Origin of the sequence: Micromonospora sp. NPDC050795, assembly GCF_044456785.1 — a bacterium.
GTDB lineage: Bacteria > Actinomycetota > Actinomycetes > Mycobacteriales > Micromonosporaceae > Micromonospora.
This window is the reverse complement of sequence record NZ_JBITGE010000014.1, coordinates 83,775-110,175: the sequence shown is the minus strand read 5'-3', so window position 1 is coordinate 110,175 and position 26,401 is coordinate 83,775. Positions and strand designations below refer to the sequence as shown.

The window sequence follows — 26,401 nt, the reverse complement described above, 5'->3', positions numbered from 1 at the left end:
CGCCCCGTCAGGAACCGTCCCCGACGCCGTCGCTCGGGCTGAGCCCGCTGTCGCGGGTCCGTCTCGACGAGCTGCTACAGGAGATGCTGGTCCGGGTCGGTGAGGTGATGACCAGCCGGGAGCGCCTGCGGGCCCTGCTCGACGCGGTGGTCGGCATCGGCACCAACCTGGATCTGCGCACCACCCTGCAACGCATCGTGCAAGCGGCCTGCGAGTTGGTCGGCGCCCGGTACGGCGCGCTCGGCGTGGTCGGCCCGGACCGGCTGCTGCACGACTTCATCGTCCACGGCATCACGCCCGAGCAGCACGAGCAGATCGGCGACCTGCCGCACGGGCGGGGCGTGCTCGGCCTGCTCATCGACGATCCCCGGCCGCTGCGGATGCCCGACATCACCCAGCACCCCCGCTCCTACGGGTTCCCGGCCCACCACCCGCCGATGCACAGCTTCCTGGGCGTGCCGGTCCTCATCCGCGACCAGATCTTCGGCAACCTCTACCTGGCGGAGAAGCAGGGCGGCGCGCAGTTCACCGAGGACGACGAGGAGATCGTCGTCGCGCTCGCCGCCGCCGCCGGCGTGGCCATCGAGAACGCCCGCCTGTACGCCCTGGCGCACCGGCGGGAACGCTGGCTCGCCGCCACCGCCGAGATCACCACGGTGCTGCTGGGCGAGGTACGCCGTACCGACGCGTTGGCGTTGGTCGCCCGCCGAGCCCGCGAGGTCGCCGAGGCCGAACTGGCGCTGGTGCTGCTCTACGACACCGACACCGAGCAGTTCTCCGTGGAGGTGGTCGACGGCCCCGACGAGCAGGCCGACCCGCTCGTCGGCGCGGTCCTGCCCGCCGCCGACACCAGCTTCGGCGCGGCGGTCGCCGAGGGCCGGCACGACCAGGTGGACGACCTGGCGCACGCCGCGCCGTGGCCGGCGCTGCTGCACACCGGCCCGGCGATGATCTCGCCGCTCACCACCGCCGAGACCCTGCACGGCGTGCTGATCGTGGCGCACCGGCCGGAGCGCGGCGGTGGCGCCAGCGAGGAGGACCTGACGCTGCTGGGCAGCTTCGCCGGGCAGGCCGCGCTGGCCATGGAACGGGCGCGCGGCCAGGAGGAACGGGAACTGCTGGTGGTCCTGGAGGATCGCGAGCGGATCGCCCGCGACCTGCACGACGTGGTGATCCAACGGCTCTTCGCCACCGGCCTGCAACTCCAGAGCGCCGCCCCGATGGCCCGTCCCGAGGTGGCCAAGCGAATCAACGCGGCGGTCGACGATCTGGACGCCACCATCCGGGACATCCGCCGGACGATCTTCGAGTTGCGTACGCCGATGACCTCGGAGCTGCGCACCGAGATCCGTGCGGCGATCGAGGCTGCTGCCGAAGCGCTGGGCTTCAAGCCGCACCTGGAGCTCTCCGGGCCAGTCGACAGCGCCGTGCCGGACGCCATCCGCCCGGACCTCACCGCCGTGCTGCGCGAGGCGCTGTCGAACGTGGTCCGCCACGCACGGTGCACCCGCGTCGACGTCGCCGTACGCGTCGATCCCGGCCAGGTCACCGTGACGGTCACCGACAACGGGGTGGGCTGCGACCCGGCCGCCGCCCGGGGTGGCCTGGTCAACCTGCGCGAACGCGCCAGCCGCCTCGACGGCACCTTCACGGTCACCGCGGCCGAGTCGCAGGGCACCGAGGTGTGCTGGGCCGTGCCGCTGCGCGACTGACTCCCGCGACCCAGGTCAGGGCGCCTTGCCGAGCAGACGCGTGGCCAGAACGGCGGCCTGCGTGCGGCGCTCCAGCCCCAGCTTGGCCAGCACACTGGAGACGTAGTTCTTCACCGTCTTCTCCGCCAGGAACATCCGACCGGCGATCTCCCGGTTGGTCAGCCCCTCGGCCACGTACTCCAGGATCCTGCGCTCCTGCTCGGTCAGCGACCTCAGCTCGCGCGGCTGCTCGACGCCGTTGCGGATGCGCTCCAGCACCCGGGTGGTGATCGCCGGGTCGAGCAGCGACTGCCCGGCCGCGACGCGACGCACCGCGTCGACCAGGTCGGTGCCACGGATCTGCTTGAGCACATACCCGGCGGCGCCGGCCATGATGGCTGCGAACAGCGCCTCGTCGTCCTCGTACGAGGTGAGGATCAGCCCCTTGATGGACGAGTCGACGGCGCGGACGTCGCGGCACACGTCGATGCCGTTACCGTCCGGCAGCCGCGCGTCGAGGATGGCCACGTCGGGGCGCAGCGCCGGGATGCGGCGGGCCGCCTCCTGTGCCGAGCCGGACTCGCCGACCACCGCGATGTCGCCGCTGCTCTGCAACAGGTCGGCCAGGCCACGGCGGACGACCTCATGGTCGTCGAGGAGGAAAACCCGGATCATCCCTTGTTTCTACCCGCTGCCCGTAGCCCACCGCACGGGCCGAAGGTCCCGATCGGCACGAAGCGAGCGGGCGCTCGGACCCGACTGGTCGGGACGTCCGGCCCTGCTGGGCGAGCACTGAACGACGGACCGTGAAGGTACGCCAGCACTGCGGAACCACCCGCCGCCGGCCCAGCGGGAGAGGAGCACCGCCATGGACATCGGCTACACCGCAGCCCAGTTGCGGACCGCCGCCGTGGACGCGGTCCGGGCACCGTCGTTGCACAACACCCAGCCGTGGCGGCTACGGCTGCGCGACGGCGGCATCGAGGTGCTGGCCGACCCGACCCGCCGGCTGCCGGCGACCGACCCGAGCGGGTGGGGTGTCCGGATCGCCTGCGGTGCCGCGTTGTTCAACCTGCGGATCGCCCTGGCCGTGGCAGGAGTCCCGGCCCGGGTGCGGCTGCGCCCCGACCCGGCCGAGCCGGACCTGCTGGCCCGGCTGGTACCGGACCTTCCGCGTCGACCCACCCCCGCCGAGCAGAGCCTGCACGGGGCCATCCCGCGCCGGTTCAGCAACCGCCTGCCGTTCTGGCCGGACCCGGTGCCGGCCGATGCCCGGTGGCGCCTCGGCGAGGCGGCCCGTGCCGAGCAGTGCTGGCTGGAACTGCTGATCGGGGTGAGCGCGGTCGCCGCGTTCGGGGAGATCGCGCGCAGCGCGCACCGGGTGCTGGAACGCGACCCCGCGTACCGGGCCGAACGGGATCGGTGGCTGCGCCGGGAGTCCACCCCGGACGGCGTGCCCAGCTCCGCCGGGGGTCCGCGGGGCGAGCCGCAGGACGTCCTCCCGACGCGCGGCTACGGTGGGCGTGACCGCGCCCCCGGGCGGGATTTCGAACCGGAACCCCTGGTGGGGGTGCTGGGCTCGGCGGGCAACACCGCCGTGGACCAGGTGATCGCCGGGCAGGCCCTGCAACGCCTGCTGCTCACCGCCACGGACGCCGGACTCAGCGTCTCGATGCTCTCCCAGCCGATCGAGGTGCCCACGGCGCGGGAGCAACTGCGGCTGTCCCTGGGCCGGTTCGGCACACCGCAGATGGCTTTGCGGATCGGGTACGGCCAGCCGGGTCGACCGACCCCCCGACGTGGTGTCGACGAGGTGCTGGACCTGCCGGTGGTGCCCGCCTGACCCGCCGGGGCACGGTCAGGCGGCGAGCACGGCGGCCTCCACTGTCGGGTCCAACCCGATCGAGCTGCGGTGCGGTCGCCCGGCGCGCGGCGGAACCGCACCGACCTCGCGCAGCCACCGCCAGGTGTCGGCGACGGTCTCGGCCACCGGCCGGCAGGTCAACCCGGCGGCGAGGGCCCGGGTCACGTCCTGCTCCAGCAACCCCCGGTACGGGTGGCCATGCGGCAGCCAGATCGGCAGGTCGCTCCACGGTTGCACCCCGGCGGCGAGGATCGCTGCCGGATCGGTCCACCGCAACCGGGCGTCGGCACCGGTGGCGGCCACGCACGCGTCGAGCAGCTCGCCCATCGTGGTCTGCGTCGGACGGCCGACCGCGTTGAACGTGCCGCCCACCTTCCGGGTGCCCGCGTCGAGCATCCACCCCGCCAGGTCGCGGACGTCGACGTACTGCACCGGCAGGTCGGCCGGGGCGGGGGCGAGCACGTCCCCGCCCCGCTCGATGCGCCGTAGCCACCAGGGCAGCCGGCCGATGTCCTCACCCGGGCCCAGGATCAGGCCGGCCCGGGCGACCAGCGCACGCCCACCGAATACTTCCCGTACGGCGCGCTCGGCACCGGCCTTGAGCTGCGGGTAGTCGCCGTCGACGGAGCCCGGGTCGGCGTCCACCACCGGGGAGTCCTCGTGCAACCCCGCTGCGGCATGGTCGGTGTAGACCGAGCCGCTGGACACGTACACGTAGTGGCCGACCGCGTCGACCAGGGCGCGGGCGGCGTCGCCGGCGGCCCTCGGCGCACCGTCCCAGGTGTCCACAGCGACGTCCCACGCGCCGTCGGCGAGCGCGGCCAGACCGTCCGGCGCGGTCCGGTCACCCCGCAACCGGTGTACGCCGGAGGGCACCGTGCCGTGCAGCCCCCGGTTGAACACCGTCACCGACCAGCCGCGGCGTACCGCCTCGGCGACGGTGGCCCCGCCCACGAATCCCGTACCACCCAGCACCAGCAGTCTCATGTGCTCCACCCTGCTGGCACCGGTCGGCGGAGGGCACCCCCATTCGCCGGCAGCGGATCTGCCCGTGGCAGAACCGGACGGTGAGGACGCCGTTCACCTGCTGCCGGTCGCCGGTCCGGCCAGCACGCTCCTGCGGCGCAGCAGCGCCGCACGCGCCCGACGGGCCGCCCGCAGGTTCAGGGCCGCCACCGCGCCGAGCAGGAGCACAACGCCCAGCAGCGCCGGCTCCAGTTCGTGTCGCAGCAGGCTGATGACCAGCGCGCCAACGCTGAATGCCAGCCAGGCTCCGACGCCGAGCCAGCCGGCGACCACCCGATCCCGGGCGAACAGCGGAGTCCGCCGAGTCACGGCCCAACCACCGAACACCGCCCAGCACAGGCCGATCGCCACCAGGACGGCGAAGGCCACGTTGGTGCGCGTCGGCAACCCGGGCTCGGTGGCCCAGAGCAGGCCGATCAGGGCGCTCGCGGTGAGACCGGTGAAGGCCAGGGCCAGGTAGCCGACCCGCCTGCGCAGCGACAACGGCGCGTCCAGTCGCGCCAGCACCTCTTCCGGAGTCATGCCTCGTACCCCTTCCGCACCAGCTCGTGACGTAACAACCTGCGGGCCCGGTTGAGCCGCGACTTGACAGTGCCGACGGGTACGCCGCAGATCAGCGCGCAGGCGTCCAGCGGCTGGTCCTCCAGGTAGAACAGCAGGAGCACCTCCCGTTCCCGGGCGGGGAGCGCCGCCAGCGCCCCGGCCAGCGTCTCCCGGTCGACGACCTCCTGCGCCTCGTCACCGCCGGGCAGGTCGTCGACCGGTTCGGGCTCCGGGCGGGCGTACGCGTCCCGCAGCCGGTTCATCACCGCCCGCCGGGCGATGATGAACAGCCACGGGGTGAACCGGTCCGGCTGCCGCAACTTCGGCAACCCCTTGACGACCGCCAACCAGACTTCCTGCACCACATCGTCGTCGGACCCACCGAGCATCCGCCCGACGTACCGTTCGACCGCCGGATGCCAGCCCTGCACCAGCTCGGCGAACGCCTCCCGTTCACCCAACTGGCAACGGACCACCAGCAACTCATCGCTCATCGGCCCTCCTTCGCCTGTTCAGTCGACGTGGAAGCCCGGCAGGTTCACGACCCGCCACAGCGAAAACCGGTCTCGGCGGGTGGGAGGGTCGCGACGGTAGACCCCCGCCCAGAATGCAGGAAAGCCACCCCGGGCATGGTCAACGAAGCCACCGATTGCGAAACTGCTTCAATCTGCCTCAGCACAAGCCGGACGGAGCAGGGAATGTCCAGCACCCCGCTGTCCCTGCTGCAGCCCTCCGCGCGGGCACCCGAGTTCGGCCGCGACGCGCTCATCGTCTGCGAGAACCTCGTGCGGATCTACCAGACCGGTTCGATCGAGGTGCAGGCACTACAGGGACTGGACCTGGCCGTGGAGAGCGGTGAACTGGTCGCCGTCGTCGGTGCCTCCGGATCGGGCAAGTCGACACTGCTCTCCATCCTGGCCGGCATCGACGCTCCCACCGCCGGGCGGGTCCGGGTCGAGGAGTGGAACCTGCTGGCGATGTCCCGCGCGGACCGGGTGGACTACCGACGGCACACCGTCGGGTTCGTACGGCAGCAGACGGCGAGCAACCTGATCCCCTACCTGACCGCACGGGAGATGGTGGACCTGCCGATGACGGCGGCCCGTACCCCGAAGCAGGAACGCCGGGAGCGCACGGCCGAGCTGCTGGACAGCCTCGGTGTCGCCGACTGCGCCGATCGCCGCCCCGGGCAACTCTCCGGAGGGCAGCAGATGCGGGTCGCGATCGCGGTGGCGCTGGCCAACCAGCCGCGTGTCCTGCTCGCCGACGAGCCGACCGGCGAGCTGGACGCGGCCACGTCCGCCGAGGTCTTCGGTGTGCTGCGCGACGTCAACCGGCGCTACGGCGTCACCGTCGTCGTGGTCACTCACGACCCGGAGGTCAGCGGCCAGGTCGAACGGACCGTCGCGATCCGGGACGGACGCACCAGCAGCGAGGTGCTGCGCCGCACCACCACCGACGCGGAGGGCGACACGCACATGATCGCCGAGGAGTACGCGGTGATGGACCGGGCCGGGCGGGTCCAGGTGCCCCGCGAGTTCCGCCAGGCGCTGGCGCTGACCCGACGGGTCCGGCTGGCCCTCGAACCCGACCACATCACGATCCACCCCGACTCGGGAAGCGGCGAATGAGCAGCGAGCCACTGCTGAGCGTGCGCGGCGTACACCGGCGCTTTCGCACCGGGCCGACCGTCGTGCACGCCCTGAACGGCGTGTCGCTCGACGTGGCCGCCGGTTCGATGGTGGCGCTGGTCGGCCGGTCCGGCTCGGGCAAGACCACCCTGCTCAACGTCATCGGTGGCCTGGACCGCCCGGACGCCGGCACCGTGCACGTCGACGGCACCGACGTGACGGCGCTCGACGAGGACGGCCTGTCCCGGCTACGACGCGAGAAGGTGTCGTACGTCTTCCAGAGCTTCGGGTTGATCCCGGTGCTGTCGGCAGCGGAGAACGTCGCGGCCCCGCTGCGGATGGCCCGTGTCGCCCCACCCGAGCGCGAGCGGCGGGTCGAGTTGCTGCTGGAGCTGATCGGCCTGGCCGACCACGCCCGGCAGCGGCCGGCCGAGCTGTCCGGCGGCCAGCAGCAGCGGGTGGCGATAGCCCGCGCGCTGGCCGCCTCACCCCGGCTCCTGCTCGCCGACGAGCCCACCGGGCAACTGGACGCCGAGACCGGTCTGTCGGTGATGGCGCTGCTGCGCGGGATAGTGGAATCCGAGGGCGTCACGGTACTGGTGTCGACCCACGACGCGGTGATGATGGCCCTGGCCGACCGGGTGATCCGCATCCACGACGGGCAGCTCGACGAACAGGCGGCCGGGCAGCCGTACGTACCCGTGCCGGACGCCGGGTGACGCGAAAATGAGGTTGGTCAGCCGGCGCGCCCGCGCGCAGTGGCCGCTGCTGGCAGCCCTCCTCGGGGTCGTCACGATCGGCGCGACCCTGCTGGGCACCTGCACCCTGCTCGTCACCCGCACCGCCGAGCGGGCGCTGGAGGTCGCCATGGCCCGCGCCGCCCCCGCCGACGTCGACGTGACCGTCTACACCGGCACCGTCGAGGGCCCCGACACGCAGTCCGTCGCCGCCGACACCCGTACCGTGGTGGCCTCCACGCTCGCACCGATCCCGGTGACGACAACCGCGCGGGCGTCGACGGTGCTGCGGGCGCTGCCGCCCACGCTCGCCACGGGCACCACCGTCCCGCCGCAGGCCTACCTGTCGGGGCTGGACGACCTGCCGACCCGCGCCGAGCTGGTCACCGGGCGCTGGCCACAGCACCCGGGCGACGCGGTGCTGCTGGAGTCCACCGCACAACTGCTCGGCCTCACCCCCGGTCACCGGGTACGCCTCGGCGCCGAACTGGCCCACGCGCCCGTCCCGGCCATCGACGTGACAGTCGTCGGTGTGGTGCGCCCCCTCGCGGGACGCGGCTGGGACCGTGACCCGCTGGCCGCGGCCGGCTCCGCCATCGGCTACCGGGACGGCCGCTTCATGCAGCCGGTCAACGCCTACGGGCCGTTCCTCGTCGACCTCGCCGACCTGTTCACTACCGGCGCGACAGTCGACCGGATGGAGGTCACCGCCCATCCGGACCTGTCCCACAACAACCGCAGCAACCTGGAGACCGTGGCCGGGGCCGTCGACAAGGCCGACCGCCGGCTGGCCGGCACCCTCGGCGAGCGCGTCCAGCTCGCACGTGTCGCCTCCGACCTGCCGCTGACCCTGCGGGCCGCCGACGACCAACGGCACGTCACCGCCGCCGTCGTGCTCGCCGTCGCCGTCCTCGGCGGTGTCCTGGCCGCGACAGCACTCGTCCTCGCGGGCCGGCTGACCGCGGGCATCCGCGCCGACGAAACCGCCCTGCGGGCCGCCCTGGGCGCCAGCCGTCGCCAACTCGCCGCCACCGCGACACTCGAGGCCGGGCTCGTCGCCGCCGTCGCCGTCGCCGTCGCGATACCTGCCTCGTCGGCCCTGCACGCCGGTCTGACCCACCTGCCACCGCTGGACGACGCCGGCCTGACCGTCCGGCCGGCCGTCGCCGGCGTCCAGGTTCTCGCGGTCGTCGGTGGCGCGGTGGTGCTCGCCGCCGTACTCACCGTCCTGGCGATCCGACCCGGCCCGGCGGCCGGCGAGCGGCGCACCCGCCGCGAACTGCTGGCCCGATCCGGCGCCGACCTGCTGCTCGCGGCATTCGCCGCCGTCGGGTGGTGGCAGCTGTACGCGCAGCCCACCACCGCCAGCCCACGCGCCGACGCGGTCCGGGTGCTCGCGCCGGCACTGCTGCTCACCGCAGGTGCCGCCCTGGCTCTCCGGGTGGTACTCCCCGCCCTGCGCGGTGCCGACCGGCTGGCGTACCGCGCCCGCGGGCTGGCGCTTCCGCTGGCGGTCTCCGAGGCTGCCCGCCGGCCACAAGCGGTCGCCGCCGGTCTGCTCGTCGGGCTGGCCTGCGCGGCCGGAACCTTCGGCCTCGCCTTCGACAGCACCTGGCACCAGTCGCAACGCGACCAGGCCGCGCTCTCCGTCGGCACCGACCTGGCACTCACCCTCAGCACCGCGCCGGTGGCCGGAGACGGCGCCGTCGTAGGCGCGGCCACCACGGGGGCGGTGAGTCCGGCCCTCGACCGTGGCACCACGGTCGGTCAGTGGCTCGGCACCGCCGGCGACGCCCCGCGTCTGGTCGCCGTCGACACCACCCGCGCCGACGCGCTGCTGCGCGGGCGGCTCGACAGCGAGCGCGGATGGGCGGACGTCGGCGCCGCGCTGGCACCACGCACCCGGGTCACCGGCCTCGCCGTCCCGGCCGGCACCCCGCTCGTCGTGAGCGGAACCGCCTCCGGCGGCACCCCGCTCACCGTGACGCCCCAACTGCTGTTGCAGGACGCCACCGGCCTGCGCACGTCCTGCACCGGTCCCGCCGTACCGCTCGACGGTCGGGAGGTTCGGCTGCCCCACTGCGCGTCCGCCGACGGACTGCGGCTCGTCGCGGTCGCCCTGCCGATCGCCGCCGACCCGGTCGGCGGACGCGTCGCCGTGGCCGTCACACTCACCGTGCCGCCCGCCGGCTCGCAGGGGAGGTCCACCGACGGGTCGGACTGGACCGCCACGTCCGCGCCGCCGGTTCCGGGCAGGTTGGTCGACCCGACGGTCATGATGTCCGCGACGCCGACGGGAACCGCGCTGCGGATGGCCACGACAGTCGACCTCGCCGCCGCCGACGACGCCGCCCGGACCCTCGTCGCCACCGCCTTCCCGGACCCCGGCCCGGTGCCCGTCGCCGTCTCCGACCACTTCGCCAGCGAGGTCGGCGCCGATCGCGGCAGCAAACTCAGCGTCACGGTCGGCATCACGCCCGTCCCGGTCGTCGTCACCGAGGTCATCCCGACCGTACCGTCCGCCCCCGGCGCCGCCGCCGTGCTGGCCGACCTGGACACGCTGTCCCGCGCACGCGTCGTCACCGGCGACCTGACGTTCCCGGTCGACGCCTGGTGGGTCGGCCGGCCGACCGAGCCCGGTGCCGCCGAGCGGGCCACCGCCCTGCACCTGGGCACCGTCGCGACCCGCGAGGCGGAGACCGCTCGTCTCACCGACGGCCCGCTGAGCGCCGGGCTGCCGGCAGCTCTCCGGCTCATCGTCCCGGCCGCCGCACTGCTGCTGCTCGCCGGCGTCGTCCTGCACGTCAAGTGTGATCTGCAGGTCCGTGCCGTCGAGGTGGCGCGGCTGCGTGGCCTGGGGATGTCCCGACGCGACATCCGAGCCGTGCTGCTCGGCCAGCACGCCGGCGTACTGCTGCCCCTGCTCGCGGCGGGTACGGCCGTCGGCGCGCTCGCCACCAGCATCGTCGCTCCCCTGCTGGTGCGCTCCGACACCGGCGCCGCGCCCGTCCCGGTCGCCCAACCACACTGGCCGTGGCCGGCCGAGGCCGCACTGCTCGCCGTCCTGCTGGCCGGATGCGTGCTGGCGGTCTCCGTCGTGGTCACCGTCCAGGTCCGCCGGGCCGACGCCGCGCACCTGCGGGTGGCACCGTGAACCGGTGGCTGACCCGCCGGTGGCCGACGCCACACTGGCCCAGCATTCGCGGCCGTGGCCGCACCGACGTCGGGCCGCTGCTGCTCACCGCCGCCGTCATCGCGACCGTCACGCTGCTCGCCGGGGCCGTACCGCCGCTGCTCCGCGCCGCCGCCGACAACGCCGTCCAGGGCACGGTCCGCGACGCCGGCACCGACTCGAACGTTCTGGCACACGCCGACTGGGAACGCGACGACGGACCGACCGGTGGTCGGGTCCGGATGCCCAACCTCGCCGAGGCGGTCGACGCTTTCCTCGCCCGGGCGACGTCCGCGCTCGGGCCCGACCTGGACGCCGCGCTGCTCCCGCCCGTCGCCGTCGTCAACGGCCCGATCCTCACCATCACCGACGGCAGCTCCCCGCGTACCTTCCAGTTCACCTACCTGGCCGGTGACCTCGGCGGCCCGGACGTCACCTGGATCGCCGGCAGCCCGCCCGGTCCCGCCGTCTCCGACCAGTACGTCGAGGTCCGCTACGACGGACCCCCCTGGCCGGTGCAGATCGGCCTCTCCGAGGCGGACGCCGCCGCACTCGACCTCGGCCCCGGCGACCGGATCCCGGCCAAGGACGGCCAGGGTCGCGACAAGGACGTCCGGGTCAGCGGGATCTACCGACCCGCGGACAGCGCCGACCCGGCCTGGCGACTCGCCCCGGCACTGCTGCGCCCCGTACCCGGCGCGGACGGCGTCGGGACCACCCGGTTCAACGGCCTGCTGTCGCGCGACTCGTTACCGGACGCCCGGCTCGCCATCAACGAGGACCAACTACGACGCACCGTCCACTTCGCACCCGTTCCCGACGCGCTCACCTCGGACTCCACCACGGCGCTCGCCAGCCAGGTGGTCAAGCTCAAGGCGACCTCCGGCTCGTCGAGCGACCGCGACGAGTCCCTGAAGTGGGAATCGCAGCTCGACACCGTCCTGCGCGACGCCCGTACCCGCAACAACGCCGCTGCGGCACAGGCCGCCATCCTGCTCGCCGGGGTACTCACCGCCGCGGTGCTGGTCCTGCTGCTCGCCGCCGACCTGCTGGTCCGCCGCCGCACCCCGGTGCTGAGCATCGCCCGGCAGCGTGGGGCGGCGCTCCCCGACCTCGGCGCGGAACTGGTCATCGAGTCCGCAGTGGTGTCCCTGTCAGCCGCCGCCGTCGGGCTCGCGCTCGCGCGCGCGGCCGCCCCGGGCGTCGCCTGGACCTGGGCCGTTCCCGTGGTCCTGGCCGGCGCCGTCGCCGGGCCGGCGTTCGGCACCCTCGCCGCCGCCCGCGCCAGCCGTGACCGACGCCAACCCGCCAACCCGGCCGCTCGGCGCTGGAACCGGGCCACCGGCCAGCTGCGACGCGCCGCCGTGGAGGCCGCTGTCCTGATCGCCGCGATCGCCGCCTTCGTCACACTGCACCAGCGTGGGCTCCTACCTGTCGCCTCCGGCGGCGACACCGGTGAACTGACCGGCGACCTCGTCCTGCCGGTCAGCGCCCTCTCCCTGGGCGCGCTCGTCGGCGCGCTCGTCCTGCTCCGGCTACTGCCCCTCGGGGCGCGGTTCGCGCTCCGACAGGCCCTGCGCTCACGCCGCCCCCTGGCCGTGTTCAGTGCCGCCCAGGCGACCACAACGGCCGGTCGCGCGCTGCCCCTGCTGGTGCTGGTCAGCACCACGGCGCTCGCGTCGTTCGCGCTCATCCTCGGCGCCACCGTCACCCGGGGCCTGACCGACGGCGCGTGGAGCACCGTCGGCGCCGACGCCCGCCTCGACATCGGCGCGGACGCCGAAACCGCCACGCCCGCACTCGCCGAACGCATCGCCGCCGCACCCGGGGTAGGGCAGGTCGTCGTCGCGCAGGTGACCGACTCGGCACGCGTCTTCACCGAATCGACGCTGCTCACCCCACGCCTGGTCGTCGTGGACGCTGCCGCGTTCCAGCACCTGCTGGCCACCACTGCGCTGCCCGACGCGCCGGCGCTGGCCCGGCTCACGGCTCCCGGTCCGGGCCCCGGGGAGGTCCCGGCGCTGGTCCGCTCGACATCCGGCGACCTGCGCACCGGCTCGCGGCTGCAACTCCCCCGCGAAGGCGCGCCGGCGATACGCCTCACCGCCGTCGGTACCGCTCCCTCCGTCGGCGGCGTCGACGACGTCGTCATCGTGGACGCCGCGGCCCTTGCCCACGCCGGGCTGCCCGCCGTTGCGAACACCGTCTGGGTGACCGGTCCCGGCGCGGGGCGGGCCGTGTCGAACACCGGAGTGTCCTCCGACGTCGTGCTGCGTACGGACGTCCTGCGGGCGCAGCGGGTGGCTCCTTTGACGGCAGGGCTGACACGGCTGGCGTGGACAGCTGCCGCGGTGCTGCTGGCGCTGGGGTTGCTCGGCCTCATGCTCGCCGCCGCCGCCGGTGCGTCCCAGCGGTGGCGGACTCTCACCCGGCTGCGGACCCTCGGCCTGCGGCCACGCGACGTCCGCTGGGTCGCCGCCGGAGAGTTGCTCCCGCCGGTCGTGGTCACCGCGGTGTGCGGCCCGCTACTCGGGGCCGTGCTCGCCCGCCTGGCGCTCGGCCCGCTCGACCTGCGGCTGCTCACCGGCCAGGCGGCCGACCCGGTGCCGGTCCTGCCGTGGTGGCTGCTGGGCCTGGTGAGCGTGGCGCTACTGGCGGCGGCGGCCACCGTCGTACCCGTCGAGTCGGCGCTGCGGCGACGTGACCGGCTGAGCGAGGTACTCCGCGCCGGCGAATGACCGACGGTCACCCCAAGAACAAAGAGGCCCGTCACCGGATATCCGGCAACGGGCCACCTGATCGCTCTGTGTGGATGGTGGGCGATACTGGGTTTGAACCAGTGACCTCTTCCGTGTCAGGGAAGCGCGCTCCCACTGCGCCAATCGCCCGTGGCGGCCCCAGGGGGCACATCGCGAGCGGACGACGGGATTCGAACCCGCGACCCTCACCTTGGCAAGGTGATGCGCTACCAGCTGCGCTACGTCCGCACGTCCCCGGCAAGCGCCGGCGACAGGTGAACTCTACCCGATGCCAAGATCGCTTGGAACGGCACCCTGGCCGGTCGCGGTTGCGCTGGTTCCGGCCGGGGTACTGAACGATCCGACAGCGCACCACACCCCCTAAGGAGGCTGTCGTGGGTATCGGCACCAGCATCTTCCTGATCGCGCTCGGCGCGATCCTCACCTTCGCACTGGACGCGAGCGTCGGCGGCATCAATCTCGACGTGGTCGGCTGGATCCTGATGGGCGCCGGCGTGCTCGGCCTGATCATGACCACGCTGATCTGGGGTCGCCGCCGCCAGGTCGTCACCACCACCGAGCAGCCGGTGGAGTACCGCCAGGTCGAGGAGCGGCGGGACATCGCCCCGCCGCTGTGACCCGGCCAGGTCCACCGCTGGTAGAGCCGCCGGGTCCACCGCTGGCCGAGCCGCCAGACCACAGCGCATCCGGGCCGGCCGCCGCACCGACGGCGGCCGGCCCGTCCGCATACGCCATCGCTGGCGGGGCCGGAGAGACATGAGGCGAGCGAGGTGCCGGCCGCCGCCATGATCGTGCTGGATCCTGGATGTAGTGGCCTCATCGACGGTGCGACACCACTGGATCCAGGTTCGGGCGCGATCGTGGGATGAGGCGCGCGGCAAGGCCATGGTTGCCGGCGAAACCATTGACTACGGCGCTCAGACAGCGTTGTCTTTCCTGTGGCACCTGGGGAAGGGGAACGATGGTCGACGATTTGTCCCTCGTATTCTGCGTGAGCGCTGACGTGTCCGTACGCGAGCGGATGGTGCGGCGACTCGACGGGCTCGGCACTCTGGTCATCTGCACCGACCTCGCCGAGTTGCAGGCGATGATCGGCCCGCCCATGGTCAACGGGCCCGCCTCACTCCTCAGCCCCACCGCGCCCGCCGCCGTTGGCGCGTCAGCCGCCGCCCCCGAAGCCGCCGCGCCCGAAGCCGCCGCCGAACCCGCCCCCGCGGTGAAGGCCACCGCCGCACCGAGGGCCACCGCCGCGCCCGCCCCTGCTGCCACCTCGGGACGGATCAGCCTGCGTGACCTCGAGATCTACCCGCTCGACCACCTGGTGACGTGGCGCGGAGAAAGACTCAGCCTGACCCGACTCGAGCGCAACCTGCTCACCCAACTCGCCACCGCACCTGTCGGAGTCTGGACGTACCAACGACTCTTCGAATCGGTCTGGGGCTGCGCGTTCCTCGGCGACACGTCGAGCCTGCACTCGGCCGTGAAGCGGTTACGTCGCAAACTGCACGCCGTCGACGACGCCCTGCGCGTGCACACCGTACGAGGCGTCGGCTACCGGCTCAGCGTCGACTGATGACGTGGCACCACAAGCGGAACGGCTCGCCACCGGATTTCCAGTGACGAGCCGTTCTCCTCTGGTGGGCGATACTGGGTTTGAACCAGTGACCTCTTCCGTGTCAAGGAAGCGCGCTCCCACTGCGCCAATCGCCCGTGCTTGTTGCCGAGGTGGGGACGGGATTTGAACCCGCGTACACGGCTTTGCAGGCCGTTGCCTCGCCTCTCGGCCACCCCACCGAGGTTGCCCCCGTCATACGTGGCGGCAGCTCCGAGCGGACGACGGGATTCGAACCCGCGACCCTCACCTTGGCAAGGTGATGCGCTACCAGCTGCGCTACGTCCGCACGCCCCCGGACGTTCCCGGGTGACGGATGAGAACTTTAGCCGAGTAGGTGTTTGACTGCCAACTCGGGGTCGCCTCGGCGCGTCCGGGGTGGCCGGGGCTGGAGCGGAGTCACCTCCGGCCGGCTTCCTAGGCGGCTGGCCTGGTGTCTGAAGCCACCACTGACCGTCACACTCCGACATTCCTCGGCAATGATCGTCATCATCGCGTCGCATACCTGACCATCGACGTCTCGACGACCCGGCACTGGGCAGCGGACCTCGGTGAACACTCTCCGTGGAACGACCGACGACACCCGAAAGAAGTGTCCGGCTTCCGACTGCCACGGTGTGGATCGGCGCGTGGTGGTAACTGTTCGTGTTCAGTCGGATGGGCTACGGTAACGGTCGTGACGAGACGTGCGGCCGAGATCCGCCTGGATGCCCTGCTGCGCACCGCCTGCGACGTGATCGTGGAGCGCGGTCTGGCCAACACCCGGACAGCGGACGTGGCGAATGCCGCGGGCGTGAGTCAGGCGTTGGTCTTCTACCACTTCGCCACCAAGGAACGGCTACTTGCGCAGGCCTTCGCGTACGCGGTCGAGCAGGATCTGGCCCGGCTCGACGCGGTGACCCGCTCCTCGGCCGCACCGCTGACCAAGCTCCGCCGGATCCTCAAGCTCTACACCCCGGCCGGGCGCGCGACCTCCTGGTCCATGTGGATCGACGGCTGGTCCGAGTCTTTGCGTACCCCGGAGTTGGAGAAGGTCTCCCGGCGGCTCGACCTGCGCTGGCGACAGGACCTGGCCGCGGTGATCACCGCCGGGGTGGCCGACGGCACCTTCCAGTGCGCCGACGCCGACGGGGCCGCGTGGCGGATCAGCGCGGTGATGGACGGCCTCGCCGTCCAACTCGCCGTGCACGACCGGGTGATCTCCCGCCGCCAGTTCGGCGAGTGGGTCCGGCTGGTCACCGCCCGAGAGCTCGGCCTGGACCCGGCCGACCTCGACTGAGCAACCGATCCCCGCACCGAGCCGGGCAAAACGGACTCGGTCCGCCCCGTCGACCGGAACAATCGGCGGCATGGACCTCTTGGAGGCGTACCGCCGGAGCCTGGCCGAATTCATCGACCGGGTGGATCAGATCGAGCCCGGTCAGTGGTCCGACCCGACACCCTGCTCGAACTGGGACCTCCGCACGCTCGTCAACCACGTGGTGACCGAGGACCGGTGGAGCGTCCCGCTGCTCGCCGGCCGGACCATCGACGAGGTCGGCGACCGGCTCGATGGCGACCAACTCGGCGCCGACCCGATCGCGACGGCTCGGGAGGCCGCCGCGCAGGCCGAGATCGCCGCCACCCACCCCGGCGCGATCGATCGCACCGTGCACCTCTCCGGCGGCGACACCCCGGCCACCGAGTACCTCCGGCAACTCCTCGCCGAGCACCTCGTGCACGGCTGGGACGTGGCGGTGGCGATCGGCGCGCAGCCACGGCTCGACCCGGACGCGGTGCACGCCGCCGCCCAGTGGTTCGCCGGCCAGATCGACGCCTACCGGCGCAACAACCTGGTCCACACCGGCGTGCAGGTGCCCGACGACGCCGACGAGCAGGACCACCTGCTGGCCGCGTTCGGCCGCGACCCCGATTGGGCGCCGAGCGCCTGAGCGAATCTCGATCTGTTGGTGCGACAGCGGCTCCGGACCTTGCCGTGACCTCGGGAGACTGATATTCACAGATGCGCATGCGTCACCGCGCATCTGTGGTCGGCGACTCGCCGGCCATCCCGCTCCCACGAGGAGGTCCCGTGCCACAACCGGAGTGGTCACCCCCGATGAGCCGGCGTCGACGCCGGCTCATCGCCATCCTGGCGACGACGGCGACGGTCGCCGCGCTGCTCCCCACCGGCGTGAGCACCGCGGCCCCCACCGGCGGCGCGACGTCCGCCGAGCGCCGGTCCGGGCCGTTCGCCGAGGGACACACCCCCGCCGACGCCGACAACCGCGCCGGTACGGCGGCACCCGCCGCCCGCCAACGCGGCCTGGCCCGCGCCGTCGACCCCGACGTCCGGTGGAACCGGCTCGGCACCCCACAGGCGCTCGGCCCCGGCCGCACGCCGCTCGCCAGCGGGCTGCCCGCCGACCCGGAGGCCGCCGCCCGCGCCTACCTGGCTGCCAACCAGGACCTGTTCGGCATGGACGCCGCCACGGTGGCCAGCATGGAACGGGTGCTGGTCCGACCGATCGGCAGCGGCACCGTCGTCACCCTCCGGCAACGCTTCGGCGACCTGCCCGCGGGGCCGGACGGGCTCGTCACCCTCGCGGTCGCCGACGGCGCGGTGCTCTCGGTCAGCTCCTCGCTGGCCCGCGACACCGGCACGCCGGCACCGGCCACCCGCACCGCGGAGCAGGCGTACGCCGCCGCGCTCGCCGACGCCAAGCTGACCGCCGACGCGGTTGCCAGCCACACCATCCGGTCGGTGGCCGTGCCCACCCCGCTGGACGGGCCACGGGCCGCCTACGAGGTGACCATGATCGGCGCGGACACCGAGCACCCGGCCGCGTTCACCAGCTACGTGGACGGCAGCACCGGGCAGGTGCTGGTCCGCGAGGACCTCGTCGACTTCGACTCCGACAACCCGAGCTGGGCGGTCTTCCCGGCCACCCCGCCTCGCGACCTCGGCCCCGGGCAGGACCCCCGGGTGCGCTGGTGCGGCGACCCGGCCCCCGGCTGCCAGGCCGCCTTCCGCGACCCGGCCACCGGCCAACCGTGGGACGTCGACGCGGCCACCGGTACCCCGACCCTCACCTCGCGCGGCAACTCGGCCAACACGGTGCTGTCCTGGGGCGCGAGCACCCCGGTCGTGCCGGCCCCCACCAGCCCGGAACGCCGCTACGAGTACCCCTTCACCGACCAGTGGCACCAGGCGAAGTGCAACCCGGGGGTGTTCACCTCCGCACAGCGCAACGACGCGGACGCGTCGATCGCCAACCTCTTCGCCATGCACAACCGGATGCACGACTGGTCGTACCAGTTGGGCTTCACCGAGTCGGCGTGGAACCTCCAGGCGGTCAACCTCACCCCGTCCGGCCTGGGCGGTGACGCCGAGCAGGGCCGCGCCCAGCAGGGCGCGCTGACCGGCAACCGGAACAACGCCAACCAGGGCACCCCGCGCGACGGGTTGCCGCCGACCACCAACATGTACCTCTGGCAGCCGCAGGCCGGCGGGCCGTACCCGCCGTGCGTGGACGGCGACTACGACATGACGGTGATCGGTCACGAGTACACCCACGCGATCACCAACCGGATGATCGCCGGCCCGGACAGCGGGATCAGCGGCCACCAGGGTGGGGCGATGGGTGAGTCCTGGGGCGACCTCCTGGCCGCCGAGTACCTCTTCCAGCACGGGCTGCGCGCGCCCGGCGAGACGCCCTTCATCACGGGCGGCTACGTCACCGGCAACCTGGTCAGCGGCATCCGCAACTACGACCTGAGCCGCAGCCCGCTCAACTACTCCGACATCGGCTACAACACCGCCGGCCCGGCCGTGCACGCCGACGGGGAGATCTGGGGTGCCACCAACTTCCGGGTCCGCTCGGCCCTGGTGAAGCGGTACGGCCTCGGCACCCCGCAACGGCAGCTCGACTGCGCGCTGGGCAAGGTCGCGGCAGATCAGTGCCCGGGCAACCGGCGCTGGTCACAGTTGGTCTTCGATTCGTTCCTGCTCCAGGCCGCCAGCCAGGTCAGCATGCTCGACATGCGCGACAACATGCTCACCGCCGACCTGCTCCGCTTCGGTGGCGCGAACCAGGACCTCATCTGGGCCGAGTTCGCCCGCTCCGGAATGGGCCGGGACGCCGCCACGAACGGTGCCGGCGACACCGACCCGACGCCGAGTTTCGCCTCGCCTCGCGGTGGCAACGCGACGCTCACCCTGCGCCCGCGCGGAGACAGCGCCGAAGCGCCGATCCGGGTGTACGTGGGGGCGTACGAGGCGCGGGCCGTGCCGGTGGCCGACACCGACCCGGCGACGCCGATCCCGGACACGGTGGAGATGGTCGCCGGCACGTACGACCTGCTCGCCGTGGCCCCCGGGTTCGGGCACCAGCGGCTCAGCGTCACCGCCAAGGCAGGGCAGAACGGGTACGTCGACCTGCGGATGAGCCGCAACCTCGCCTCTACCGCGTCCGGTGCCACCGTCACCGGCGACGGGGTCAACCTGGACCGGGTCGTCGACGACACCGAGGCGACGAACTGGGCGTCCCTGGACGGGGTCGCCGGCCGGCAGCTCACAGTGGCGCTGGCGGGCGACGCCCCGCAGACGGTCAAGCGGGTGAACGTCAGCGCGATGCTGCGCCCGGCGATCACCGGCGACGCCGACACCGGCGCGCAGAACGCGCTCAGTGCCCTGCGCTCGTTCGCGGTGTCCGCCTGCAACGCGACGACCACCGACTGCACGGATCCGGCGCGTTGGCAGCGCATCTACACCAGCGCGGGGGACGCGTTCCCCGGCGGGGCGTACCGGGCGTACAGCCGCGACATCAACCTCCGGACGTTCGCGGTACCCACCACCCTCGCCACCCACCTGCGTCTCGAGGTGCTGGCGAGCCAGTGCACCGGCGGCCCGAACTACGCGGGCGAGCAGGACGACGACCCGGCCACGACGACGGACTGCGCGACCGCCAGCCCGGCCCGGAGCCAGGTCCGGATCGCCGAGTTCCAGGCGTTCTCGAAGTGACACGGTGGGGCCGGCGGATGTCCGCCGGCCCCACACCCCCGATCAGTGAGGGTCAGCGCTACCGACCCACGGTTCCCGTCGCGGACCCCCGATCAGCGGTGCGCTCGGCTCCACGGGTCGGCGACGGCCGGGCGTTCCCAGCGCCGGTCCACCAGGGGATCGTCACCCCCGTCGGCGTCCCCGGGCGCGGCCCGGGTCAGGTGCCGCAGCCGCAGCAGCAGCCCCACCCCGAGGAAGAGCAGCAGCCCGCCGAGGAGAAACGCGGCCTGCACCACGCCGAACGCGCCGGACTGCGAGACCGGGCGGTTGGCCGCCGGTGGCGCGGCGTCGGCCGGGTACTCCCCGACCGCCTCCTCCGTCGCCGTGCTCTCGTCCTCGGTCGGCGCGCTGGCGGTTTCGGTGGGCTCCGGCGGGGTCTTCGTCGGCTTCGGGGTGCTGGTCGGTGCACCGCCCACCCCCACCACCGAGCGGGTGGCGGTCTGCCGGGCCAGCAGGCGCAGGTTGGCGTCGTACGCCTCGGCGGCGAGGGTGACCCGCCCCTCGGTGACGTCCTCGGTGAAGGCCACCCGGTAGCGGGCCGTGACAGTGCGGCCCGGGCAGAGCGTGCCCGGGTCGAGTTGCCGGTCGGTCAGCCGGGCGGTGTCACCCTCGGTGCGGATCTGCAGCGGAAAGTCGCCGGTCTCCTCCACCCGGTCCATCTTCACCTGGTCGAGCCGCAGGCCGCCCTGCACGCTGAGCACCATCGACCAGCGCACCTTCGCGCACCTGGCGCGCCGGTCCGTCTGGGAGACCACAGCGGAGATCGTCCGCACCTGCTCACCGGCGGTGAACCGTCCCGGCAGGCCGCTCATCTCGGTGGTGAAGGCCGCCTGTGCCGGGGCGGCCACCGCCAGCTCCACCCCGCTCAGACAGGCCAGCACCACCCCTGCCCTCAGCGCATACCGCCACACCGTCACCACCGCCGTCCTCCGTTCGGTCGCCTCCACCCCGCAACGCTAGAAGCGGGGGACGGCGCCGACCAGACGGGTGTGTTCGCACCGGACGGCAAGCACGGGGTGGGTTTTCACCGACCGTGGTGAACCGGTCACCACTCCCCCGCGACACGCCGGAAGTCGGGCCGCTGGGACAATCACGCCGTGTCCGAGCTCTCCAGCACGTTCGTCCGGCTGCACGCCCGGCTGGCCCCGGTCCCCTTCGTACCTGAGGTGCGGCTGCACCAGGCGGACGAGCCGATCGGCCTGTGGGAGCTGACCGAGGGCGAGTTCTCCAGCGACCGGCCACCGCCGTTCTGGGCGTTCGCGTGGGCCGGCGGGCAGGCCCTCGCCCGGTACGTCACCGACCACCCGGAGCTGGTCGCCGGCCGGCGGGTGCTCGACCTCGCCTCCGGCTCCGGCCTGGTGGCCATCGCCGCGGCCCGCGCCGGCGCGGCGTCCGTGCGGGCCGTCGAGGTGGACGAGTTGGCGGTGGCGGCGGTCGCCCTCAATGCCGAGGCCAACGGGGTACGCGTCGACGCCGAGTTCGGCGACATCCTCGACGGCGACGCCGGGGACGCCGAGGTGGTGCTCGCCGGAGACGTCTTCTACAGCGAGACGATGGCCCGCCGGGTCCTGCGGTTCCTGCTGCGCGCCGCCCGGGCCGGCGCGCCGGCGCTCGTCGGTGACCCCGGCCGGGCGTTCCTGCCCCGGGACCGCTTCGACGAGGTGGCCGCCTACGACGTGCCGGTGCCGGAGGCGTTGGAGAGTGTGCGGGTGAAGCGCACCACCGTCTGGCGGCTGCGCGCCGGGCTGCCGGGGGCCCCCGGCTAGCGTGTCCGGGTGCTGTTCCGCAGCTGGGCGCAGGTGGCCGACCCCGCATGGCCGGACGTGGCCCGGGTGCCGGACCACGTCGGCGGCACCCACCTGGTCGTGACCCGGCACGCGCTGGTCCGCGAGGTCCTCGCCGACCCGGTCACCTACCGACCGGACAACGCGCTGGACGCGGTGACTCCGATGCCGGTGACCGCGCTGCGGGTGCTCGCCGGGCACCGGTTCCGGCTGCCGCCGACCCTGGCGAACAACTCGGGTGCCAGCCATCCGCAGATCCGGGCCATCGTCGCGGAGGCGTTGCACCCGGCCCGGGTGGCCGCGCAACGGCCCTGGCTCACCGCGCTGGTCCGGGACCGGGTCGCCCGGATCGGCGCCGCGCTCGACGCCGGCTCGCCTGTCGACCTGTACGCGGACCTCGCCGCCGACCTGCCGCTGCTGGTGCTGGCCCGGCTGGTCGAGCTGCCGGACGCGCCGGCCGGCGCGGTCAAGGAGTTCGCCCGCGCCGCGCTGGAGTTGTTCTGGGCGCCACTGGACCCCGACCGGCAGGTGGCGCTCGCCACCGAGGTGGGCCGGTTCCACAGCGTGCTGCGTGACTTCGCGGCCGTCGGCGGCGGTCTGGCCGCCGAGCTGCGGGCGGCCGGGCACCCGCCGGACGTGGTGGTCGGCGCGCTCTTCTTCCTGTTGGTCGCCGGGCAGGAGACCACCTCGCAGTTCCTCACCCTGCTCCTGCACCGGCTGGCCGACGAGCCGGCCGTCCGGGCCGGCCTGCGCAGCGGCGAGGTCGCGGTGGCCGACGTGGTGGAGGAGGGGTTGCGGTTGGAACCACCGATCGTCACCTGGCGGCGGGTGGCGACGACGGCGAGCACGCTGGGCGGCACGCGGGTGCCGGCGGGCAGCAGCCTCGTGCTGTGGCTGGGCCGCGCCGGTCGGGACCCGGCGGTCGTGGAGTCGCCCGACGAGTTCCGTCCGGGCCAGCGTGGATCACGCCGGCACCTGGCCTTCGGGGCGGGCGCGCACCGCTGCGTCGGGGACGTGCTGGCCCGGATGGAGGCGGCCGTGATGGTGGCCGAGGCCGCGCCGCTGCTGGACGGGGTGACAGTGCTCCGTCCGCCCTGGTGCCCGGACAATCTCACCTTCCGGATGCCTGACGCGTTCGTGGTCCGCCGCCGCACCGCGGACACCGGGCTGACCGGATCCTGACATCCGCTCGGTATGTTTCCGGGCGTGTCAGCCACCCCCACCCGTCGGATCCCTGCCGCCGTAACGCTTCTGGCCCTGCTGGCGTTGACTGCCTGCACAGTCGGTCCGAACTACCCGGCGCACGCTCGGCAGGTCGCCGCGGCTGAGCCGACTCCGTCCGTCTCGGCGCCGACCCCCTCGGCCTCGCCGTCCCCGACCGCGAAGCCCCCGTTCAAGAGCCTGGCCTGGTACGTGTCCCAGGTGCCGACGTTTCCCGAGGCGCCACTGCCGCAACCGGTACCGCTGCCCACCACCGGTTCGGCCGCGTTCTGGCATCGCCTGCCGACCGACCAGAAGGTCGCCTTCATCACCATCGACGACGGTGGGCTGGCCCGTCCGCCGGAAGTTGTCGACTTCATCTGGGAGGCGCGTATCCCGGTGACGATGTTCCTCAACTCGCCGGCGGCGGCGGAGCACACCGACTACTTCCGGCAGATCGCGGCGGTGGGCGGGGTCGTGGAGAACCACACCATCCACCACAACTCCCTGGCCGGCCGGTCGTACGACTACCAGAAGCAGGAGATCTGCGGTGCCGCCGACAGGCTGGAGGAGCTGTTCGGCAAGCGACCCACCCTGTTCCGGCCACCGTTCGGTGAGCATGACAGCAGCACGCTGAAGGCCGCGCACGACTGCGGCGCGAAGGCGGTCTTCCACTGGACCGAGACCGTCCACGAGGGGAAGGTGCGCTACCAGACCCCGGAGAAGGTGGTCCAACCCGGCGACGTGCTGCTGATGCACTTCCGACCGGCGTTGATGGACGACCTACTCGCGGCGTTGAAGGCGATCCACCGGGCCGGGCTCACCCCGGCACTGCTGGAGCAGTACGTACGGTGATCAGCCCGCCACCGACCTGACGAAAGTCAGGGACGGGTGGTGCCGTTCGGGCGCGGCGGCGCGGCAGCTCACTCGCCTAGCGTCAGCGCATGATCACATTACGTGGGTTGACGAAACGGTTCGGGTCGACCGTCGCGGTCGACGCGTTGACAGTCGACATCGCGCCCGGCCGGGTCACCGGCTTCCTCGGCCCCAACGGCGCCGGCAAGTCCACCACCATGCGGATGATCCTCGGGCTGGACCGTCCCACCGCCGGGCAGGCCCTGGTGAGCGGGCGCGCGTACCGGGAGTTGCGCCGGCCGCTGCACGAGGTGGGCGCGCTGCTCGACGCCCGGGCCATCCACCCGGCCCGGTCCGGCCGGGCGCACCTGCGGGCCATGGCGCACAGCAACGGCATCCCGACCCGCCGGGTCGACGAGGTGTTGGACACCGTCGGGCTGGACGGGCGGGCCGCCGCCAAGCCGGGGCGGACGCTCTCGCTCGGCATGGGCCAACGGCTCGGCATCGCCGGCGCGCTGCTCGGCGACCCGCCGGTGCTGATGTTCGACGAGCCGGTGAACGGACTCGACCCGGACGGGGTGCGCTGGGTGCGGCAGCTGATGCGCTCACTGGCCGACGAGGGGCGGACGATCTTCGTGTCCAGCCACCTGATGAGCGAGATGCAGCTCACCGCCGACCAGCTCGTGGTGATCGGCCGGGGGCGGCTGCTCGCCGACGAGCCGATCGGCGAGGTGATCGCCCGCAGCACTGTCGCGGTCCGGGTCCGCAGCCCACGCCCGGATGGGCTGGCCGCGCTCGCCACGCGCCTCACGGCCGCCGGGGCGAGCGTCGAGGCGGCCGACCGGAACGAGCTGACCGTCACCGGCGCCACCGCCGACCAGGTCGGCGACCTGGCCCACGAACTGGGGGTACGACTGCACGAGCTGAGCGCACACGCCGCGTCGCTGGAGCAGGCGTTCATGGAGCTGACCGCCGACAGCGTCGAGTACGCCGGTGGCCCGACCGGAGGTGGGGCGCGATGAGCACCAGCACCAGCACCAGCACCCGCCACGGCGCGGTGGCCGCCGAGTGGACCAAGCTCTCCTCGGTCCGGAGCACCTGGTGGACGGCGCTGGCCGGGCTGCTGGTGATGGCCGCCAGCGCCGGTCAACTGGCCATCTACGCCGCCAACGACAACACCAACGACGACCCGACCGACGACCGGGGAATCGTCACCGTCGGCAGCGTGCTCATCGACTCGGTCGAGTTGACCCAGTACGTGGTGCTGGCGCTGGGCCTGCTCGCGATCACCGCCGAGTTCACCAGTGGCACCATCCGTACGACGCTGCAGTGCACCCCGTCCCGCGGTCGCGTACTGCTGGCCAAGGCCGCCGTCGCGGGGGCGGTCACCTTCGCGCTCGGGCTGCTGCTCGGCGGCGTCGGCGCCCTGGTCGCCCGGCCGGTGCTCGGTGAGTGGGGCAGCGCTCCCGCCGCCGACACGGTCGGCGACATCGTGGCGGTGGCGACCTACCTGGCGCTGGTCGGTGTGCTCGCCCTGGGCCTCGGCGCCGCGCTCCGCAGTGCGGTGCTCACGCTCACCGTCCTCCTCGCCACCCTGATGATCGTGCCGCTGTCGCTCCAGGAGCCGGACATCGACGTGCTGAACCGGATCGCCGACGTGTTCCCCGGCGTGGCCGGCGGGCACTTCCTGGCCGGCGACACCGAGCCGTACCCGCCAGTGGTCGGACTGCTCGTGCTCGCCGGGTGGGCCGCCGCCGCACTGCTGCTGGGCCGGGCGGCGTTGCGCCGACGCGACGCGTAAGGCAGGCCGCGCTGAGCGGGGGCCGATCGGCCCCCGCTCAGCCGTCGACCAACCCCGCCTCGTACGCCAGGATCGCCGCCTGCACCCGGTTGCGGACGTCCAGCCGGGTGAAGATGCTCGTCAGGTAGCTCTTCACGGTGCCCTCCACGAGGTGCAGCCGGCGGGCGATCTCGGCATTGGAAAGGCCCGCCCCGACCAGGGCCAGCACCTGCCGTTCCCGCTCGGTCAGCCCGGCTGCACGGTCCCGGGCGGCGGGTCGACGGGCCAACCGGTCGGCCCCCAGCTCGATCACCCGGCGGGCCACCCTCGGCGACAGGTACGCCCCACCGTCGGCGACCGCGTGCACACCGGCGATCAGCTCACGCGGGTCACCGGCCTTGAGCAGGAACCCGCTGGCACCGTGCCCGAGCGCCCGGGCCACGTGGTCGTCCTCGCCGAACGTGGTCAGCATGATCGTCGCGGTGTCCGGCACGATCCGGCGGATCTCGGCGGCGGCGGCCAACCCGTCCAAACGCGGCATCCGGATGTCCAGCAGCGCCACCCGGGGACGGTGGGCACGGACCAGTTCCACCGCCGCGTGCCCGTCGCCGGCCTCGGCGACCACCTCGATGCCCGGGTCGCTGGCGAGGATGGCCCGGACGCCGGCCCGGATCATCGCCTCGTCGTCGGCCAGCACCACCCGGAT

At 73.3% G+C, this 26,401-nt stretch carries 22 protein-coding genes and 5 tRNA genes; 16 read left to right on the top strand and 11 right to left on the bottom strand.

Features of this window, described 5'->3' with window-relative positions; translation table 11 throughout:
• The first annotated feature begins 38 nt into the window (after window positions 1–38).
• A complete protein-coding gene (locus tag ACIBEF_RS15020) occupies window positions 39–1,712 on the top strand; it encodes a GAF domain-containing protein (RefSeq protein ID WP_396793939.1) in 1,674 nt (557 codons plus the stop codon).
• A gap of 15 nt (window positions 1,713–1,727) precedes the next feature.
• On the opposite strand, the gene ACIBEF_RS15015 is transcribed toward ACIBEF_RS15020, so the two are convergent.
• Window positions 1,728–2,366: a response regulator gene (locus ACIBEF_RS15015; RefSeq protein WP_396793893.1), complete on the bottom strand. Its 639-nt coding sequence runs from the start codon at window positions 2,364–2,366 to the stop codon at window positions 1,728–1,730.
• 193 nt (window positions 2,367–2,559) lie between these two features.
• Between ACIBEF_RS15015 and ACIBEF_RS15010 the strand changes: the two genes are divergently transcribed.
• Window positions 2,560–3,534 carry an Acg family FMN-binding oxidoreductase gene (locus ACIBEF_RS15010; protein ID WP_396793892.1) on the top strand — a complete coding sequence of 325 codons (975 nt, stop codon included), beginning with the start codon at window positions 2,560–2,562 and terminating at the stop codon, window positions 3,532–3,534.
• A gap of 15 nt (window positions 3,535–3,549) precedes the next feature.
• On the opposite strand, the gene ACIBEF_RS15005 is transcribed toward ACIBEF_RS15010, so the two are convergent.
• The 3 genes from ACIBEF_RS15005 to ACIBEF_RS14995 form a co-directional block, all read right to left on the bottom strand.
• Window positions 3,550–4,542: an NAD-dependent epimerase/dehydratase family protein gene (locus ACIBEF_RS15005; RefSeq protein ID WP_396793891.1), complete on the bottom strand. Its 993-nt coding sequence runs from the start codon at window positions 4,540–4,542 to the stop codon at window positions 3,550–3,552.
• Window positions 4,543–4,635: 93 nt separating this feature from the next.
• Complete coding sequence (locus ACIBEF_RS15000; RefSeq protein WP_396793890.1) at window positions 4,636–5,103, bottom strand: hypothetical protein; 468 nt, start codon at window positions 5,101–5,103, stop codon at window positions 4,636–4,638.
• A complete protein-coding gene (locus ACIBEF_RS14995; protein ID WP_396793889.1) occupies window positions 5,100–5,618 on the bottom strand; it encodes an RNA polymerase sigma factor in 519 nt (172 codons plus the stop codon). Before ACIBEF_RS14995 ends, ACIBEF_RS15000 begins: the two co-directional genes overlap by 4 nt.
• A gap of 204 nt (window positions 5,619–5,822) precedes the next feature.
• On the opposite strand from ACIBEF_RS14995, the gene ACIBEF_RS14990 reads away from it, so the two are divergent.
• Genes ACIBEF_RS14990 through ACIBEF_RS14975 form a run of 4 tightly spaced genes read left to right on the top strand, consistent with a single transcriptional unit; the run spans window position 5,823 to window position 13,402 of the window.
• Entirely contained in the window at window positions 5,823–6,755 is a 933-nt protein-coding gene (locus ACIBEF_RS14990; protein WP_396793887.1) for an ABC transporter ATP-binding protein, read from the top strand.
• Window positions 6,752–7,474 carry an ABC transporter ATP-binding protein gene (locus ACIBEF_RS14985; protein WP_396793886.1) on the top strand — a complete coding sequence of 241 codons (723 nt, stop codon included), beginning with the start codon at window positions 6,752–6,754 and terminating at the stop codon, window positions 7,472–7,474. The genes ACIBEF_RS14990 and ACIBEF_RS14985 overlap by 4 nt, the downstream gene beginning before the upstream one ends.
• 7 nt (window positions 7,475–7,481) lie before the next feature.
• Window positions 7,482–10,646: an FtsX-like permease family protein gene (locus ACIBEF_RS14980; RefSeq protein WP_396793885.1), complete on the top strand. Its 3,165-nt coding sequence runs from the start codon at window positions 7,482–7,484 to the stop codon at window positions 10,644–10,646.
• Window positions 10,643–13,402, top strand: a complete 2,760-nt coding sequence (locus ACIBEF_RS14975; protein ID WP_396793884.1) for an FtsX-like permease family protein — start codon at window positions 10,643–10,645, stop codon at window positions 13,400–13,402. Before ACIBEF_RS14980 ends, ACIBEF_RS14975 begins: the two co-directional genes overlap by 4 nt.
• Before the next feature lie 75 nt (window positions 13,403–13,477).
• On the opposite strand, the gene ACIBEF_RS14970 is transcribed toward ACIBEF_RS14975, so the two are convergent.
• Together ACIBEF_RS14970 and ACIBEF_RS14965 are read right to left on the bottom strand one after the other, a co-directional pair.
• Window positions 13,478–13,552: transfer RNA gene (locus ACIBEF_RS14970), tRNA-Val, on the bottom strand.
• A gap of 26 nt (window positions 13,553–13,578) precedes the next feature.
• Window positions 13,579–13,651, bottom strand: a tRNA-Gly gene (locus ACIBEF_RS14965).
• A gap of 146 nt (window positions 13,652–13,797) precedes the next feature.
• Here ACIBEF_RS14965 and ACIBEF_RS14960 point away from each other — a divergent pair.
• Both ACIBEF_RS14960 and ACIBEF_RS14955 read left to right on the top strand, forming a co-directional pair.
• Window positions 13,798–14,040 (top strand): DUF6458 family protein, encoded by a 243-nt coding sequence (locus ACIBEF_RS14960; protein ID WP_091400768.1) that lies wholly within the window; start codon window positions 13,798–13,800, stop codon window positions 14,038–14,040.
• Between the two features lie 374 nt (window positions 14,041–14,414).
• On the top strand, window positions 14,415–14,996 hold the full coding sequence (locus tag ACIBEF_RS14955; RefSeq protein ID WP_396793883.1) for a winged helix-turn-helix domain-containing protein: 582 nt from the start codon (window positions 14,415–14,417) through the stop codon (window positions 14,994–14,996).
• A 62-nt stretch (window positions 14,997–15,058) separates the two neighbouring features.
• Here the strand turns inward: ACIBEF_RS14955 and ACIBEF_RS14950 are convergent.
• The 3 genes from ACIBEF_RS14950 to ACIBEF_RS14940 all read right to left on the bottom strand — a co-directional run bounded on the left by ACIBEF_RS14950 (window position 15,059) and on the right by ACIBEF_RS14940 (window position 15,324).
• Window positions 15,059–15,133, bottom strand: a tRNA-Val gene (locus tag ACIBEF_RS14950).
• Window positions 15,134–15,146: 13 nt separating this feature from the next.
• Window positions 15,147–15,217: transfer RNA gene (locus tag ACIBEF_RS14945), tRNA-Cys, on the bottom strand.
• Between the two features lie 34 nt (window positions 15,218–15,251).
• Window positions 15,252–15,324, bottom strand: a tRNA-Gly gene (locus ACIBEF_RS14940).
• A 387-nt stretch (window positions 15,325–15,711) separates the two neighbouring features.
• Between ACIBEF_RS14940 and ACIBEF_RS14935 the strand changes: the two genes are divergently transcribed.
• The 3 genes from ACIBEF_RS14935 to ACIBEF_RS14925 all read left to right on the top strand — a co-directional run bounded on the left by ACIBEF_RS14935 (window position 15,712) and on the right by ACIBEF_RS14925 (window position 20,037).
• A complete protein-coding gene (locus ACIBEF_RS14935; RefSeq protein WP_355007060.1) occupies window positions 15,712–16,314 on the top strand; it encodes a TetR/AcrR family transcriptional regulator in 603 nt (200 codons plus the stop codon).
• 70 nt (window positions 16,315–16,384) lie between these two features.
• Complete coding sequence (locus ACIBEF_RS14930; RefSeq protein ID WP_396793882.1) at window positions 16,385–16,966, top strand: TIGR03086 family metal-binding protein; 582 nt, start codon at window positions 16,385–16,387, stop codon at window positions 16,964–16,966.
• Between the two features lie 140 nt (window positions 16,967–17,106).
• A complete protein-coding gene (locus tag ACIBEF_RS14925) occupies window positions 17,107–20,037 on the top strand; it encodes a M36 family metallopeptidase (protein ID WP_396793881.1) in 2,931 nt (976 codons plus the stop codon).
• Between the two features lie 92 nt (window positions 20,038–20,129).
• Here the strand turns inward: ACIBEF_RS14925 and ACIBEF_RS14920 are convergent, their stop codons facing one another.
• Window positions 20,130–21,023 carry a hypothetical protein gene (locus tag ACIBEF_RS14920; RefSeq protein WP_396793880.1) on the bottom strand — a complete coding sequence of 298 codons (894 nt, stop codon included), beginning with the start codon at window positions 21,021–21,023 and terminating at the stop codon, window positions 20,130–20,132.
• A gap of 150 nt (window positions 21,024–21,173) precedes the next feature.
• Between ACIBEF_RS14920 and ACIBEF_RS14915 the strand changes: the two genes are divergently transcribed.
• The 5 genes from ACIBEF_RS14915 to ACIBEF_RS14895 all read left to right on the top strand — a co-directional run bounded on the left by ACIBEF_RS14915 (window position 21,174) and on the right by ACIBEF_RS14895 (window position 25,716).
• Entirely contained in the window at window positions 21,174–21,842 is a 669-nt protein-coding gene (locus ACIBEF_RS14915) for a class I SAM-dependent methyltransferase (protein ID WP_396793879.1), read from the top strand.
• 9 nt (window positions 21,843–21,851) lie between these two features.
• Window positions 21,852–23,042, top strand: a complete 1,191-nt coding sequence (locus ACIBEF_RS14910; protein ID WP_396793878.1) for a cytochrome P450 — start codon at window positions 21,852–21,854, stop codon at window positions 23,040–23,042.
• A gap of 24 nt (window positions 23,043–23,066) precedes the next feature.
• A complete protein-coding gene (locus tag ACIBEF_RS14905; RefSeq protein ID WP_396793877.1) occupies window positions 23,067–23,915 on the top strand; it encodes a polysaccharide deacetylase family protein in 849 nt (282 codons plus the stop codon).
• Between the two features lie 89 nt (window positions 23,916–24,004).
• Window positions 24,005–24,937, top strand: coding sequence for an ABC transporter ATP-binding protein (locus ACIBEF_RS14900; protein ID WP_396793876.1), 933 nt, complete (start codon window positions 24,005–24,007; stop codon window positions 24,935–24,937).
• Window positions 24,934–25,716: an ABC transporter permease subunit gene (locus ACIBEF_RS14895; RefSeq protein ID WP_396793875.1), complete on the top strand. Its 783-nt coding sequence runs from the start codon at window positions 24,934–24,936 to the stop codon at window positions 25,714–25,716. Before ACIBEF_RS14900 ends, ACIBEF_RS14895 begins: the two co-directional genes overlap by 4 nt.
• A gap of 37 nt (window positions 25,717–25,753) precedes the next feature.
• On the opposite strand, the gene ACIBEF_RS14890 is transcribed toward ACIBEF_RS14895, so the two are convergent.
• The gene (locus tag ACIBEF_RS14890; RefSeq protein WP_396793938.1) at window positions 25,754–26,371 is read right to left on the bottom strand and encodes a response regulator; all 618 of its coding nucleotides are present in this window, start codon (window positions 26,369–26,371) and stop codon (window positions 25,754–25,756) included.
• Window positions 26,372–26,401 lie beyond the last annotated feature (30 nt).